At 71.6% G+C, this 12,351-nt stretch carries 14 protein-coding genes; 6 read left to right on the top strand and 8 right to left on the bottom strand.

Going from position 1 to position 12,351, the window contains the following annotated elements:
- Positions 1-62: 62 nt before the first annotated feature.
- Positions 63-644, bottom strand: a complete 582-nt coding sequence (locus H7A69_RS06080) for a TetR/AcrR family transcriptional regulator (RefSeq protein ID WP_182046233.1) — start codon at positions 642-644, stop codon at positions 63-65.
- Between the two features lie 78 nt (positions 645-722).
- On the opposite strand from H7A69_RS06080, the gene H7A69_RS06075 reads away from it, so the two are divergent.
- Entirely contained in the window at positions 723-1,457 is a 735-nt protein-coding gene (locus tag H7A69_RS06075; protein ID WP_182046232.1) for an SDR family NAD(P)-dependent oxidoreductase, read from the top strand.
- 86 nt (positions 1,458-1,543) lie between these two features.
- Here H7A69_RS06075 and H7A69_RS06070 read toward each other — a convergent pair whose 3' ends face one another.
- Together H7A69_RS06070 and H7A69_RS06065 are read right to left on the bottom strand one after the other, a co-directional pair.
- Positions 1,544-2,071, bottom strand: a complete 528-nt coding sequence (locus H7A69_RS06070) for a GNAT family N-acetyltransferase (RefSeq protein ID WP_259346112.1) — start codon at positions 2,069-2,071, stop codon at positions 1,544-1,546.
- Between the two features lie 110 nt (positions 2,072-2,181).
- On the bottom strand, positions 2,182-2,487 hold the full coding sequence (locus tag H7A69_RS06065; protein ID WP_182046231.1) for a putative quinol monooxygenase: 306 nt from the start codon (positions 2,485-2,487) through the stop codon (positions 2,182-2,184).
- 292 nt (positions 2,488-2,779) lie between these two features.
- On the opposite strand from H7A69_RS06065, the gene H7A69_RS06060 reads away from it, so the two are divergent.
- Genes H7A69_RS06060 through H7A69_RS06050 form a run of 3 tightly spaced genes read left to right on the top strand, consistent with a single transcriptional unit; the run spans position 2,780 to position 6,140 of the window.
- Entirely contained in the window at positions 2,780-4,147 is a 1,368-nt protein-coding gene (locus tag H7A69_RS06060; protein ID WP_182046230.1) for an MFS transporter, read from the top strand.
- On the top strand, positions 4,144-4,986 hold the full coding sequence (locus H7A69_RS06055) for a sugar phosphate isomerase/epimerase family protein (protein WP_182046229.1): 843 nt from the start codon (positions 4,144-4,146) through the stop codon (positions 4,984-4,986). The genes H7A69_RS06060 and H7A69_RS06055 overlap by 4 nt, the downstream gene beginning before the upstream one ends.
- Positions 4,983-6,140 carry a Gfo/Idh/MocA family protein gene (locus tag H7A69_RS06050; protein WP_182046228.1) on the top strand — a complete coding sequence of 386 codons (1,158 nt, stop codon included), beginning with the start codon at positions 4,983-4,985 and terminating at the stop codon, positions 6,138-6,140. Before H7A69_RS06055 ends, H7A69_RS06050 begins: the two co-directional genes overlap by 4 nt.
- A gap of 95 nt (positions 6,141-6,235) precedes the next feature.
- On the opposite strand, the gene H7A69_RS06045 is transcribed toward H7A69_RS06050, so the two are convergent.
- The 5 genes from H7A69_RS06045 to H7A69_RS06025 all read right to left on the bottom strand — a co-directional run bounded on the left by H7A69_RS06045 (position 6,236) and on the right by H7A69_RS06025 (position 10,330).
- Entirely contained in the window at positions 6,236-6,832 is a 597-nt protein-coding gene (locus H7A69_RS06045; RefSeq protein WP_182046227.1) for a hypothetical protein, read from the bottom strand.
- The gene (locus H7A69_RS06040) at positions 6,829-7,248 is read right to left on the bottom strand and encodes a hypothetical protein (protein WP_182046226.1); all 420 of its coding nucleotides are present in this window, start codon (positions 7,246-7,248) and stop codon (positions 6,829-6,831) included. Before H7A69_RS06040 ends, H7A69_RS06045 begins: the two co-directional genes overlap by 4 nt.
- A 152-nt stretch (positions 7,249-7,400) precedes the next feature.
- Positions 7,401-9,302 carry an alpha/beta hydrolase gene (locus H7A69_RS06035; RefSeq protein WP_182046225.1) on the bottom strand — a complete coding sequence of 634 codons (1,902 nt, stop codon included), beginning with the start codon at positions 9,300-9,302 and terminating at the stop codon, positions 7,401-7,403.
- Positions 9,299-9,640, bottom strand: a complete 342-nt coding sequence (locus tag H7A69_RS06030; RefSeq protein ID WP_182046224.1) for a hypothetical protein — start codon at positions 9,638-9,640, stop codon at positions 9,299-9,301. Before H7A69_RS06030 ends, H7A69_RS06035 begins: the two co-directional genes overlap by 4 nt.
- 231 nt (positions 9,641-9,871) lie before the next feature.
- Positions 9,872-10,330: a DUF4383 domain-containing protein gene (locus tag H7A69_RS06025; RefSeq protein WP_182046223.1), complete on the bottom strand. Its 459-nt coding sequence runs from the start codon at positions 10,328-10,330 to the stop codon at positions 9,872-9,874.
- A gap of 228 nt (positions 10,331-10,558) precedes the next feature.
- On the opposite strand from H7A69_RS06025, the gene H7A69_RS06020 reads away from it, so the two are divergent.
- Both H7A69_RS06020 and H7A69_RS06015 read left to right on the top strand, forming a co-directional pair.
- Positions 10,559-11,479, top strand: coding sequence for an ABC transporter ATP-binding protein (locus H7A69_RS06020; RefSeq protein ID WP_182046222.1), 921 nt, complete (start codon positions 10,559-10,561; stop codon positions 11,477-11,479).
- The gene (locus H7A69_RS06015; RefSeq protein ID WP_182046221.1) at positions 11,476-12,330 is read left to right on the top strand and encodes an ABC transporter permease subunit; all 855 of its coding nucleotides are present in this window, start codon (positions 11,476-11,478) and stop codon (positions 12,328-12,330) included. The genes H7A69_RS06020 and H7A69_RS06015 overlap by 4 nt, the downstream gene beginning before the upstream one ends.
- Positions 12,331-12,351 lie beyond the last annotated feature (21 nt).

The raw sequence follows: 12,351 nt of genomic DNA, 5'->3' as shown, positions 1-12,351 counted from the left end.
TTCGTCGGTGTGGACCCACTCTCCACCAGGGGCGATCCGTCCGCGCGGGCACCCGCGTGCCGTCAGTGTCCCAGCGGAGCGACGATCGACTGCGCGGCGGCGCGGGCTGCTGCCGCCCACGGCCGCGACGGATCGGCCTGCGCGCTCGCCATGGCGCCGTCGTAGAGCAGGCAGAGCTGCAGCGCGGTGGCGTCCGGGTCCGGTGCGTGTGCCTCGGTCAGGAGGCCGCTGAACAGGCTCCGGACCCAGTCGCGGTGCTCGAGCGTGACGGCGTGGCTCGGGTGGTCTGCCCCGTACTCCGCTTCCACGTTGATGAAGGGGCACCCGCGGTAGCCGGGTTCGTCGAACCACTCGCCGAGCATGTCGAACACGGCCGCGATGCGCTCGCGGGGGTCCTGCCCGCGGCTCGGGAGTTCCTGCGCAACGTGGTCCTGCCACGCGGTGCTGCGATCCCGCAGGTACCGCAGGACGAGGTCGTCCTTCGTCCGGAAGTGCGTGTAGAGACTCGCCTTCGAGATGGACGCCTCGGCTGCGACCTGGTCGACACCGACCGCGCGGATGCCCTGTTCGTAGAACAGCCGGTCGGCGGTGGCGACCGCCCGCTCGTAGGCAGGTCGGCGGCGCTTCGGGGCGGTCTCGGTCATGGTTTGACTTTACTGCACCGATCTGTACAGTTTCCAGTAGGTAAACCAAACAGATCTGTTCAGTCAAGGAGCAACGGCATGAAGAAGACCGCACTCGTCACCGGATCGACCAGCGGGATCGGCCGCGCGACAGCCGAGCGACTCGGCGCGCAGGGGATGCACGTGATCGTGTCCGGCAGGCACGAGGAACGGGGTGACACGGTCGTGGCGGCCATCCGCGCTGCCGGCGGGACCGCGGACTTCGTCCGTGCCGACCTGCGCGACGCCGACAGCGCCCGTGCACTCGCGACTGAGGCGCTCCGCATCGGCGACGGTCGCGTCGACGTCCTCGTGAACAGCGCGGGCATCTTCCCGTTCGGCGCCACGGCCGACACCTCCGAGGAGGGCTTCGACGCCGTCTACGGCCTGAACGTGAAGGCTCCGTACTTCCTCGTCGCCGAGCTCGCCCCGGGCATGGCCGAGCGGGGTGAGGGGGCCGTCGTGAACATCACGACGATGGTCGCCGAGTTCGGCGCCTCAGGTATGGGACTGTACGGCTCGACCAAGGCGGCCCTGGTGCTGCTGACCAAGTCGTGGGCGGCGGAGTTCGGTCCGTCCGGCGTGCGGGTCAACGCGGTCAGCCCCGGGCCGACCCGGACGGAGGGGACTGCGGCGATGGGCGAGGCGCTCGACCAGCTCGCGGCAGCCGGTCCGGCCGGTCGCCCCGGCACCGCGGACGAGGTCGCGGAGGCGGTCGTCTTCCTCGCGACGGACGCTGCGTCGTTCGTGCACGGCGCCGTCCTGCCGGTCGACGGCGGGCGGATCGCGGTCTGACCGCGCGGTGTCGGACGGGAGGGGCGTGGCGGACCGCCGCGCGCCTCCCGTCCGATCCTGTCGGCGACCACCGGTTCGGAGGGCAGTCAACGGGGTGTTGCGCGATCCCGGGCGGACCCGGCGACCTCGGCTTCCCAGAGGACCTCGCCGTCGACGATTGTCGTCGTGGGCGTGAGTCCGATCCGGCGCGCCACCCGTGACGACGCCGTGTGGTCCGCCCGGATGGACGCCCTGGTCCGTCCGACGCCGAGCGGCCGCAGCCACGACGAGACCGCGGTCGCCGCTTCGACGGCGAAGCCGTGCCCCTGGGACGCCGGGGTCACGAGCCAGGCCAGGTCGGCCGTGAGCGAGGCGGCCTCCCCGGTGACCGTGGCCTGCACGAAGCCGATCGCCGGCTGCTCGTTGCCGGTCGGTCGGAGGACCCAGTTCAGCCACCCCGCGCTCCCGTCCGCGGACCGGCCCCGAACCTGTCGCGCGTACCGGGCGCGGAGTTCGCGCAGCGTCGGCGGTCCACCACCGGTGAACCGGTACAGGTCGCGGTGTTCGAGCACGCCCGCCAGCTCGTCCGCGTGCTCGACCGCGAGGGGTTCGAGCGCGAGGCGGGGAGACCACAGGGTACCGCGACGGGCCAGGACACACCTGGAGCTCGCAGACGGATCGGCCTCGCGTGACGCCCGTCCGGGCTCGCCGCACCTCGCCGCACCTCGCCTCGGGAGGTCGCCGGTCAGCCGAGGTCGAGCGTGCGCCCGAACGTCCGGGTGACGGGCGGTCCGGCGAGCACTGCACCGAGAGCGTTCGCAGCACCCTCGGGCGTCGCACGCCACGCGACGTAGGCGTCGTGGTCCGCGGCCGTCGCCCAGCGCTCCAGCACCACGGCGCGGTTCGTGTCGGCGTCGTCGACCAGCACCTCGAGCGACTCGTTGCCGGGGAAGCCTGCCGTCTGGGCGAGGGTCTCGCGGACCGCCGCGTCGATGGCGTCCTGGTCGACGTCGTCGCGGAACTGGACCTCGAGGAAGACCGTCTGGGTCACGGGTGCACCTTTCGTCTGCGGTGGCCGGCTGTCGGCCACCCGTCGAGCCAACCGCGTGGTGCCCGCCGGTGTTCCGAGGCTGCTCGTCGCCCGCTCCCGCAACACGCAACGTCGGCGGTCGCTCGCAGCGCGATCGCGCTGCGAGGAGCCGCCGAGGTTGCGTTTCGCGAGCCGGTCGCGACTCCGGACGACGAAAAGCTTCCGAAGGAAGGTTTTGCGTGCTACCGTCCTCTTCACCTAGCACCGCTAGGTATTCAGAGGGCCCCCGCCCCCGATGACTCGAGGAGGAGTCATGTCGACACCGACGTCGAAGGAAGAACCGCAGTCCGGTCTCGCCGGTACCGCGAACCCGCCGGTCACCGCCGCCGCGGGAGCGACGAGCTCCGACCCCGCCGCCGCGTCGCGTGCGTTCTCGGTCGAGGGCCTCACCCAGTCGGTCAGCACCATGCGCGTCGGTGCCGGCTACCTGTGGGCGCTCAGCCTCGCCCAGTTCGGCCTGTTCGCCGCACTGCTCACCCCGGTCTTCGTGAGCATGTCGATCAAGGCGACGCAGCTCAACCCGGACAGCCCCGAGACGATCGTCGGTTCGGTCCTGCCGTTCGGTGCCCTCGGCGCACTGCTCGCGAACCCCCTCGCCGGGGCGCTCTCCGACCGCACCCGCACCCGCTGGGGCCGCCGCCGGCCCTGGATGGTGGCCGGTGTCGTCGTCTTCGTCGTCGCCCTCGCCTGGCTGGCGTTCTCGCCGGACGTGCTGCAGCTCACGCTCGCGTGGGTCCTCGCCCAGGTCGCCGCGAACGCGGTCCTCGCGACGCTGACGGCGAGCTTCGCCGACAACGTGCCCGAGTTCCAGCGCGGCAAGGCGTCGAGCGTCATCGCCCTCGCGCAGAACACCGCCATCCTCGCCGGCCTCTACCTGGCCGTGTACCTGGTCGGGAACCTGCCGGTCCTCTTCATCGCCCCGGGCGTCCTGGCGATCGTCGTGATCCTGGTCTACGCGTTCGTCGCCCGCGACGACCTGCCGTCGACCACGAAGCCCTTCAGCTGGTTCACCCTGATCGCCTCGTTCTGGACGAACCCGATCAAGAACCCCGACTTCGGGCTCGCCTGGTGGGGCCGCTTCCTCATCACCTTCGGCACGTTCATGTTCACGACGTACCGACTCCTCTACATGCAGGAGCACCTGGGCATCGAGAGCCTGCAGGAGGCCACGGCGACCGTCGCGTTCGGTGTGCTCCTGTACACGGTCGCCCTGCTCATCAGCGCCGCAGTCTCCGGCTGGGTCTCGGACCGCGTGCGCCGCCGCAAGGTGTTCGTCTGGGGCTCGACGGCCCTCACCGCGGTCGGCCTCGTGATCCTCGCCCACATCGACACCGTCGGCGGGTTCTACTTCGCCGAGATCGTCCTCGGGTTCGCCTACGGCATCTACGCCGCCATCGACACCGCGCTCGTCGTCGACGTGCTGCCCGACCCGGAGCGTCCCGGCAAGGACCTCGGCGTCATCAACATCGCCAACGCCCTGCCGCAGTCGCTCGCCCCGGCGGTCGGCCTGTTCCTGCTCGGCATCGGCGGCGGCCAGAACTACACCCTCATGCTCTGGGGTGCCGGCGTCGCCGTGCTCCTCGGTGCGCTCGTCATCCTCCCGATCAAGAAGGTCCGGTGACCCCCGTGCGCCCCACCGTCTCCCTGCAGCTCTACACGGTCAACGCCGCGCTGGAGCCCGACCTCGACGCCGGCGTCGCCCGGCTCGCCGCGATCGGCTTCGACACCGTCGAGGCGTTCGCCTTCGTCGACCGGGCCCCGCAGCTGAAGCAGGCCTTCGACGCGCACGGCATCAGCGCGAAGACCGGTCACGCCTTCCTGGTCGAGGAGTCCGTCCCGCTGCCGGACGGCACCTCGATGACCGCGCCGTCGCACGCCGACACCTTCGCCGCGGCGCAGGTACTCGGCATCGAGATCGTCATCGACCCGTTCGTCGGACCCGCCGCCTGGACCACCCGCGAGGGCGTCGAACGTGTCGCCGCTCGCCTGAACGCCGCTGCGGAGGAAGCCGCCGCCCACGGCATGCGCGTCGGCTACCACAACCACGACCACGAGCTCCGCCCGCACATCGACGGCAAGCCCGCGCTGCAGGTGCTCGTCGAGCTGCTCGACCCCCGCGTCGTGCTCGAGCTCGACCTGTACTGGGCGACCGCCGCCGGCATCGACGTGGTCGCGTTCGTCCAGGAGCTCGGGGACCGCATCGTCGCCGTGCACGTCAAGGACGGGCCGATGCGCGACGGGATCTCCACCGCACAGGTGCCGACCGACCAGACCCCGGCCGGCCAGGGTGACGTCCGCCTGGCCGACGCGCTCGCCGCGGCCCCGGCCCTCGAGTACGCCGTCATCGAGTTCGACGGCTTCGACGGCGACGTCTTCGACGGTGTCGAGCAGTCCTACCGGTGGCTGCGCGCCACCCTCGCCGGATCCGACGAGACGGCCGCGACCGAGGTGTCCGCATGACCCGCACCGGCCGCGTCGGCGTCGGCTTCATCGGCGCCGGCATGATCAGCGAGCAGTACCTGACCAACCTCACCACGTTCCCCGACGTCGAGGTCGTCCGGATCGGCGACATCGACACGGAGCGTGCCGCAGCATCGGCCGCGAAGTGGGGCGTCGCGGCCTCCGGCACCGGTGACGAGGTCCTCGCCGACCCCGACGTCGAGATCGTCGTCAACCTGACGTTGCCCGCCACCCACGTCGAGGTCTCGACGGCCGCACTCCGTGCCGGCAAGCACGTGTGGAGCGAGAAGCCGATCGGTGTCGACCGTGCCAGCGCGGCCGGCCTGGTGGCGCTCGCCGACGAACTCGGCCTCAAGCTCGGCATCGCGCCCGACACGGTGCTCGGCACCGGCTGGCAGACCGCCAAGCGCGCGATCGAGGCAGGCGCGATCGGCACGCCCCTGACCGCCGTCACGAGCTTCCAGTGGCAGGGGCCCGACGTGTTCCACCCGAACGCGTCCTTCCTCTACGCCAAGGGTGCCGGGCCGCTGTTCGACATGGGCCCGTACTACTTCACAGCGCTCGTGCACCTGCTCGGCCCCGTCGAGTCGGTGGTCGCGACGGGCACGAGGTCCTGCGACACCCGCCAGCTCGTGGTCGGCCCCAACGCCGGTCAGGAGTTCCCGGTCGAGGTGCCCACGCACCTCTCCGTCCTGACGTCCTTCGAGCAGGGCGGTAACGCCCAGTCGCTGCTGTCGTTCGACACCCCGCTGTTCCGGCACGGCGTCTTCGAGGTGAACGGCACCGAGGGCACCATCGTGCTCCCGGACCCGAACACCTTCGGCGGCGGGCACCCGATCCGGATCGCTCGACCGCTGGGTGCGGACGTGTCGTTCCCGATCGAGCAGGAATGGGAGACGCTGTCCGACGAGGAGCCCACGGTCGGCCGCGGGCTCGGCATCCTCGACATGGCGCGGGCCATCCGCGGGGGCGGCTCGCACATCGCCACGGGCGAGGTCGGCTACCACGTGCTCGACACGATGGTCGCCGTCGAGGAGTCGGTCGAGCGCCGTGCGTTCGTGCCCGTCGAGTCGACGGTCGCGCCGATCGCGTCGCTGCCCGAGGACTTCGACCCGCTCGCCGCGACCCTGGAGGGTGCGTCCGCCGCGGTGTAGGTGACCGGGTGACGGACGGGAGGCTCGGTGTCGGCTGGCACCGGGCCTCCCGTCCGTCGTGTGGCCGGTCCCGCGCGTCGCTGCCGGGAGTCCGATCAGGAGCCGGCGCCGTCCGAGGGAGTCGAGGACGGGGTCGCTCCGGGGACGTCCGGAGGCGTGTTCGTGTGGCGCTCCGCGTACTTCTCGGTGTTGAGCGCGGTGATGTCGCCCGGCGTGCACGGCGTCTGCAGTTGCAGCGTCGACCCGTGCTCGGTGGTCCCGAACTCGACGAAGAACCCGTCGTCGAGCGACCGCGTTGCCGGGTAGCGCAGGCGCTGGCCCGGCGCGTCACCGGTGATGGCGGCACGCACGGGCTGCCATCCGAGCGCTGTCCAGCGACGTTCCAGGTCGTCGAGCACCCTGGTCCGCTCCGCCCCGGTCGTCGCCGGGCCGTAGCGATTGATCACCCACTGCACCCCACGAGTCCCGCATGCACGCGCAGCCGTGTCCGACGCGAGCCACCCCGACCCGACGACGTCCTGCGACGATTCGACCTCGGCGTTCATCGTCCGCCAGACCTCCTTTGCGGCGTCCTCATCAGTGTCGGACGCGGCCGTCCCCTCCTGCGCGGGTGAGGACGAGCACGCTGCCAGTGCGACGATGCCGGCGGTCGCCAGGGCTGCGCGCAGGGTCCGGGCTCGCCGGACCGTCACGGCGTCGCTCCGTCCGTCGCTCCAGGGACGTCCGGCGGCGTCGTCGTGTGGCGCTCCGCGTACGCCTCGGCGTTGAGCGCAGCCACGTCACCAGTGGCGCAGGGCGTCTGCACGGTGATCGTGGTCGCGTGGGCGTTCGTGGTGAGCTCGACGAAGAACCCGTCCTTCGTGCTCCCCACGCTCGGGTAGCGCAGCCGGTCGCTTGGCGCATCGCCGCCGATGGCGGAGCGGACCGCAGACCAGCCGAAGCCGGACCACCGTTCCTCGACGGCCGCGAGCAGACGCGTCCGTGAACCTGGGTCGGAACCCGGGCCGATGCGACTCACCAGCCACTGCGCGCCGGTCGAGCCACACCCGCGAGCGGCGGTGTCGTACGCGAGCCACTGGCCCTCGAGGAGCGCCTGTGTCGTCTCCACCCGCTCGTTCGTCGCGTCCCAAACCCGTTCCGCGGGATGGGATGGACCGTGTGACATCTCTGCCTCCTGAGGCGATCGGGTCGAGCAGCTGCTGAGGGCGAGACCGAGCGCCAGGACGGCGACGGTAACGCGGAGGCGGTGGTGGCGAGGCCTCACGGGATCCTCTCTCCGTCGGGCGTGTAGCCGAGGCTGGTGGCTGCGGTGTTCCGCAGCGACGTCGTGCCGGCGTCGAGGTAGCCCGACGCTTCCGGTTCCGATCCTTGCAGTGCAGCCTCCACAGCGGGTGTCGCGCCGTGTCCGTCCGAACCGGCGAACGGGACACCGTCGACCACGCTGTCGTTCGATGAAAAGGTCCGTCCTCCCCAGTCGGGGTCGCCCGGGTTCAACCGGTGGGTACTGGGCAGGGTCGCGACCAACGACCGGTTCGCCGTGAAGGGGTTCCCCGTGTCGATCGGTTGGTCGCCGCCGAAGCCCGGGCGTGGCAGCTCGACCGCGCCCCGGCCGACGTTGGCGACGAGGTCGTCCTTCGCCTGGGACGCCCACACGTGGCCCGCCGGTACGTCGAGGGCGTGGACGTCGGGGACGCGCGGATCGACACCCGCCGAGGCCAGCAGGACGAGGTCGGACACCGGGGCCCTCGATGCGGCGAGGGTCGCGGTCGTCGTGCCGTACGAATGTGCCACGACCGAGAGGTGTTCGCCGTGCGACCAGCCGCGACCACCGGCGACCCCTTCCGTGAACGCCGTGAGCCGCCGCGCTCCGGCTTCCGCCTTGGTCGATCCGAGAACCTCGATGCTCGGCGGCATGGCCGGTGTGTCGTAGCCGATCCAGGCGACCGTGGCGAGGTTGCGATCGGCGCTCGCTCGTGCGGCGACCTTGCGCTGCTCGACCAGGAGGTTCTCGGCGCCGCCCGCCCACGCCTCCATGCTGTCGGCGACGGTGTTCCCCATGCCCGGCACGTTGACCGTGACGTGCGAGGCGGTGTCCAGGTCGCCGACCGCGACCGCCGCGAGGGGAGGCTGACCCAGCGTGAGCGCGACGATGCTCCTCGGATTCGCCGGGGACGCCTCCGCGAGCGTCCTGTCGAGTGCTTCGAGTGCCCGCGCGCGTTCGAGGACGCGCTCGTACTCGTCGACCTCCGAGGCGAGCAGCGGCTCCCCGGCGCGGAACCGCGCGAGGAAGACCTCCCGTGCCGCCTGCGCCTTCGGCAACTCGACCTCGAGCGTGTGTCGGTTGGCCCGACCACGGTCGGCGTAGCGCACGCCGTTCAGGTTGCCGATCACGGCCGACAGCCCGGTGACCAGGGCCGTCCGCTCGTCGCCGTCGAGGGCGGACCACCAGCGCCGCACGGACCCGGCCGCCGGCGGCTCGTCGAGCAGGCGCCGTGCGTCGTCCGGGTGTTCGGCCGCCCAGTGCTCCAGAGCACCCGGCCCGTCGGCGGCGAGCGCCGCGAGCATCGGGAGCCGGAGCGCGTCGTCGAACCCCTGTGCGACGCCGGCCAGGTCGACCATGAGCAACGGCGGGGCGAACGTTCCGCCGTCCGGTCCGGGCAGGAGGAGCGATCCGCCGCCGACCTGTGTGCGGACGGCCTGCGAGAGGTCCTCCTGCGCCTGGTCCCACCGCGTGTGCAGGCGACGTGCTCGGCCGAGGAGGTCGTCATTGTCGGCGCGGTACTCGTCCGGGACCACGTCGTCCGAGTCGGAAGCGGCGACGCGAGCGCGGAGTTCCTCGACGTCCGCGAGCAGGGCGCGCCGGCGACGCCGCACCGTGGAGACCTCGTCCGCGAACGCCTCGAGCGCCGCAGCGACCGCGCCACCTGCGGAGGCCAGTCCGTCCGCCGTCGCTCCCGCGTCGTCCATCGCCCGCGGGAGTGCGTCCGTCGCACCCGGGGCGCGGAGGACCGACCCGATGCCGGCCCACGCGGCGGCGGCGTCGCGGGCAGCCGACCGCACGGCTTCCGTCGCCCTCCGGAGTGCGACGGCTCCGTCGGACACGGCACCCGGGGTCGGACGGACGTGCGGCAACGCCGACTCGTCGATCAGGGCCGGGGTCACCGGGTCAGGGCTCCGGTGGTGGCCCCCGCTGCGGTGGTGGTCGCAGCGGCCATCTCGACGTCCGCCACCGCGAAGGCGTCCGCTGCCCCGGTCGCGGCCTCCACCCCCGCCACGACCGCTCGGACCGCGGCGGGCGCGTCGTCGCGTCGCGCGGAGCGGAACGCCCGCGCAGCCCGAGCCGACGCGGTCCCCGCCAACGAATCGACGACGGCGTGCAGCGCCGTGTCGACGTCGATCGCCGCCGTCCGCATCGACGAAGCGGCGTCCACCGCACGCTCGACGATCGCCTTCGCTCCCGCGATGTCGACGTTCCATCCCTGTGCCATCACCTGTGCCATCAGCCCCCCTCGGTCCTGCAGCAGGCTAGGGAGCCGCCGCAGCGGCCGCACGTACTCCGTACATCGCTGTGGACGACGGCAACGGGCGGACATCGTGTGGAGGACGTTCGCACCCCGGGACACGACGACGCCCCCGCCGCTGCTGCGACGGGGGCGTCCGGTGACCCCTGATCCCGTGGTGGCCACCGCTCTCGTGACGGACCGTCCAGCACCGGACGGAACGTCGACGGGTCAGCGCGCGGTACGTCCGGCGCGGGGGAGGACCAGGCCGAGCACGATCATCGCGACGGCGAGGAAGGCGTGCAGCACGTTGTCGGCGCTGTTCAGCGGCACGAAGTTCGCCGCGCCGGCCATGTTCGCGACGAACAGGCCGAAGACGAACAGCACGGCGTAGATGATGCCGCCGATGAGGAGGTAGGAGCGGGACCCACCGGCGGTGCGTGCGGCGAGCAGGCCGACGATGCCGAAGAGCAGGTGCACGATGTTGTGGAGCGCCGAGACCTGGAACAGGCCGAGGAGCATCGCCATCGACCCGTTGCCGGCGAAGGACATGGTGCCCATGTCCATCGTCAGGCCCGGGATGAAGCCCGCGATGCCGACGATCAGGAAGACCACCCCGAACAGGAGCGCGCCCTTCTGCGTCAGCGTCGAGCCGTAACCGGTGGTGCGTGTTGCTGCGTTGCTGGTCATGATGCCAGTCCTTCCGAATGTGTCGCCTGACGACGTTCCCGGGCCACCGCGCGATGGTGGTGGCGTCGTCTCTCAGGTCTTTCGTAGCAGTTGTCCAGCCGGATTGGTCAGATCCGATCCGACTTCGTCCCTCTCGACACGCAATCCGGCGTCCTCCTCGGGGATGAGGCGCGGTCTCCTCCCGTGGGGGGACGCGGCCGGACCGGACACGGCAATAGCGTTGCCGTCGTGATCGAGATCGAGCATCTGTCCAAGCGCTACGGCGCCAAGACCGCCGTCGACGACGTCTCCTTCGTCGTCCGTCCCGGCATCGTGACCGGCTTCCTCGGGCCGAACGGTGCCGGCAAGTCCACGACCATGCGGATGATCATGGGCCTCGACACCCCCTCCGCGGGGAGCGTGCGGGTGAACGGGCAGGACTACCGCTCGTTCCGCGACCCGCTCCGCCAGGTCGGTGCCCTGCTCGAGGCGAAGGCCGTCCACTCCGGACGCAGTGCCTTCAACCACCTGCTCTCGCTGGCGGCCACGCACGGCATCCCGAAGTCCCGGGTGCACACGGTCATCGAGCTCACCGGGCTCGAGTCGGTCGCGAAGAAGCGCGTCGGGGGCTTCTCCCTCGGCATGGGGCAGCGGCTCGGCATCGCGGCGGCACTGCTCGGCGACCCGAAGACCCTGATCCTCGACGAGCCGGTCAACGGCCTCGACCCGGACGGCGTCGTGTGGGTCCGCCAGCTCGCGCGGCACCTGGCGTCGGAGGGGCGCACGGTGTTCCTTTCCAGCCACCTGATGAGCGAGATGGCCCAGACGGCCGACCGCGTCGTGGTGCTCGGTCGGGGCAAGGTCCTCGCCGACGCCCCGATCGCCGAGTTCGTCGCCGGCAGCGGCCAGGGTGGGGCAGCGCGGACGCTGGTGCGCACGCCGCACCCGGACCAGCTCTTCACCGCGGTCGGGTCGGCGGCGACCTCGATCACCCCGCGCGAGGACGGCGCCTTCGTGGTCGTCGGCCCCGATGCCCAGCAGATCGGCACCGTCGCGGCGCAGACCGGCGCGGTGCTCCACGAACTCACCCCGATGGGTGCGAGCCTCGAGGAGGCGTACATGGCCCTCACGAAGGACGAGGTCGAGTACCAGGCGGAGGTCACCCGATGAGCGCCGCGACGACCACCGCGATGCCCGGCCGGGTCGGGCTCGGCGCCGGCCGACTGGTCCGCAGCGAGTGGATCAAGTTCCGCAGCATCCGTTCCACGTTCTGGTGCTACGCAATCATCGTCGCGCTGACGATCGGGCTCGCGGCGATCATCGGCCTCAACGCACCGGTCATCGGTCTGCCCGAGGGTGCCGAGGTGACCCAGGAGGTCGCGAACCGCCAGATCGTCATGCTCAGCACCTCGTCCGTCGGGTTCACCGTCCTGGTGGCGGCCGTGCTCGGGGTGCTCATCATCACGGGCGAGTACGGCACCGGTCAGATCCGGTCGACCTTCACCGCCGACCCGCGCCGCACCGGTGCGGTCCTGGCCAAGGCGGTCGTCCTGGCCGTGGCCACCTTCGTGGTCAGTGCGGTCGCGACCTGGATCGGCGTGGCGCTGGTGGCGCTGTTCCAGGCGGACAAGGGCGTGCACGCCGACCTCGCCGACCCGTCGGTCTTCATGCCGATCCTCGGGTCGTCCGTGTTCGTGACGCTCATCGCCCTGCTCGCGTTCGGCATCGGACTGCTCGTGCGGTCGAGCGCCGGCGGCATCGCGATCGCCCTCGGCGTGCTCCTCGTGCTCCCGATCGTGCTGCAGCTCGTCGCCAGCCTGGTGAACCAGCAGTGGCTGCTCGACGTCTCGCGGTTCCTGCCCGACCAGGCGGGCGGTCAGCTGTACACGTACGAGTCGTCCGGCACGCAGCAGACCGAGGGCGTCGTCCTGGACGGCTGGGCCGGCTTCGGCGTCCTCGCCGCCTGGGTCGTCGCGCTGGGCGCGCTCGCGCTCGCGACGGTCAAGCGACGCGACGTCTGACGCGACGACCTGACGGACGGG

The organism is Curtobacterium sp. ME26 (assembly GCF_903970945.1).
Lineage (GTDB): Bacteria > Actinomycetota > Actinomycetes > Actinomycetales > Microbacteriaceae > Curtobacterium > Curtobacterium citri.
Note: the sequence above shows the minus strand (reverse complement) of the source record. Positions and strands in the feature narration are given on the sequence as shown.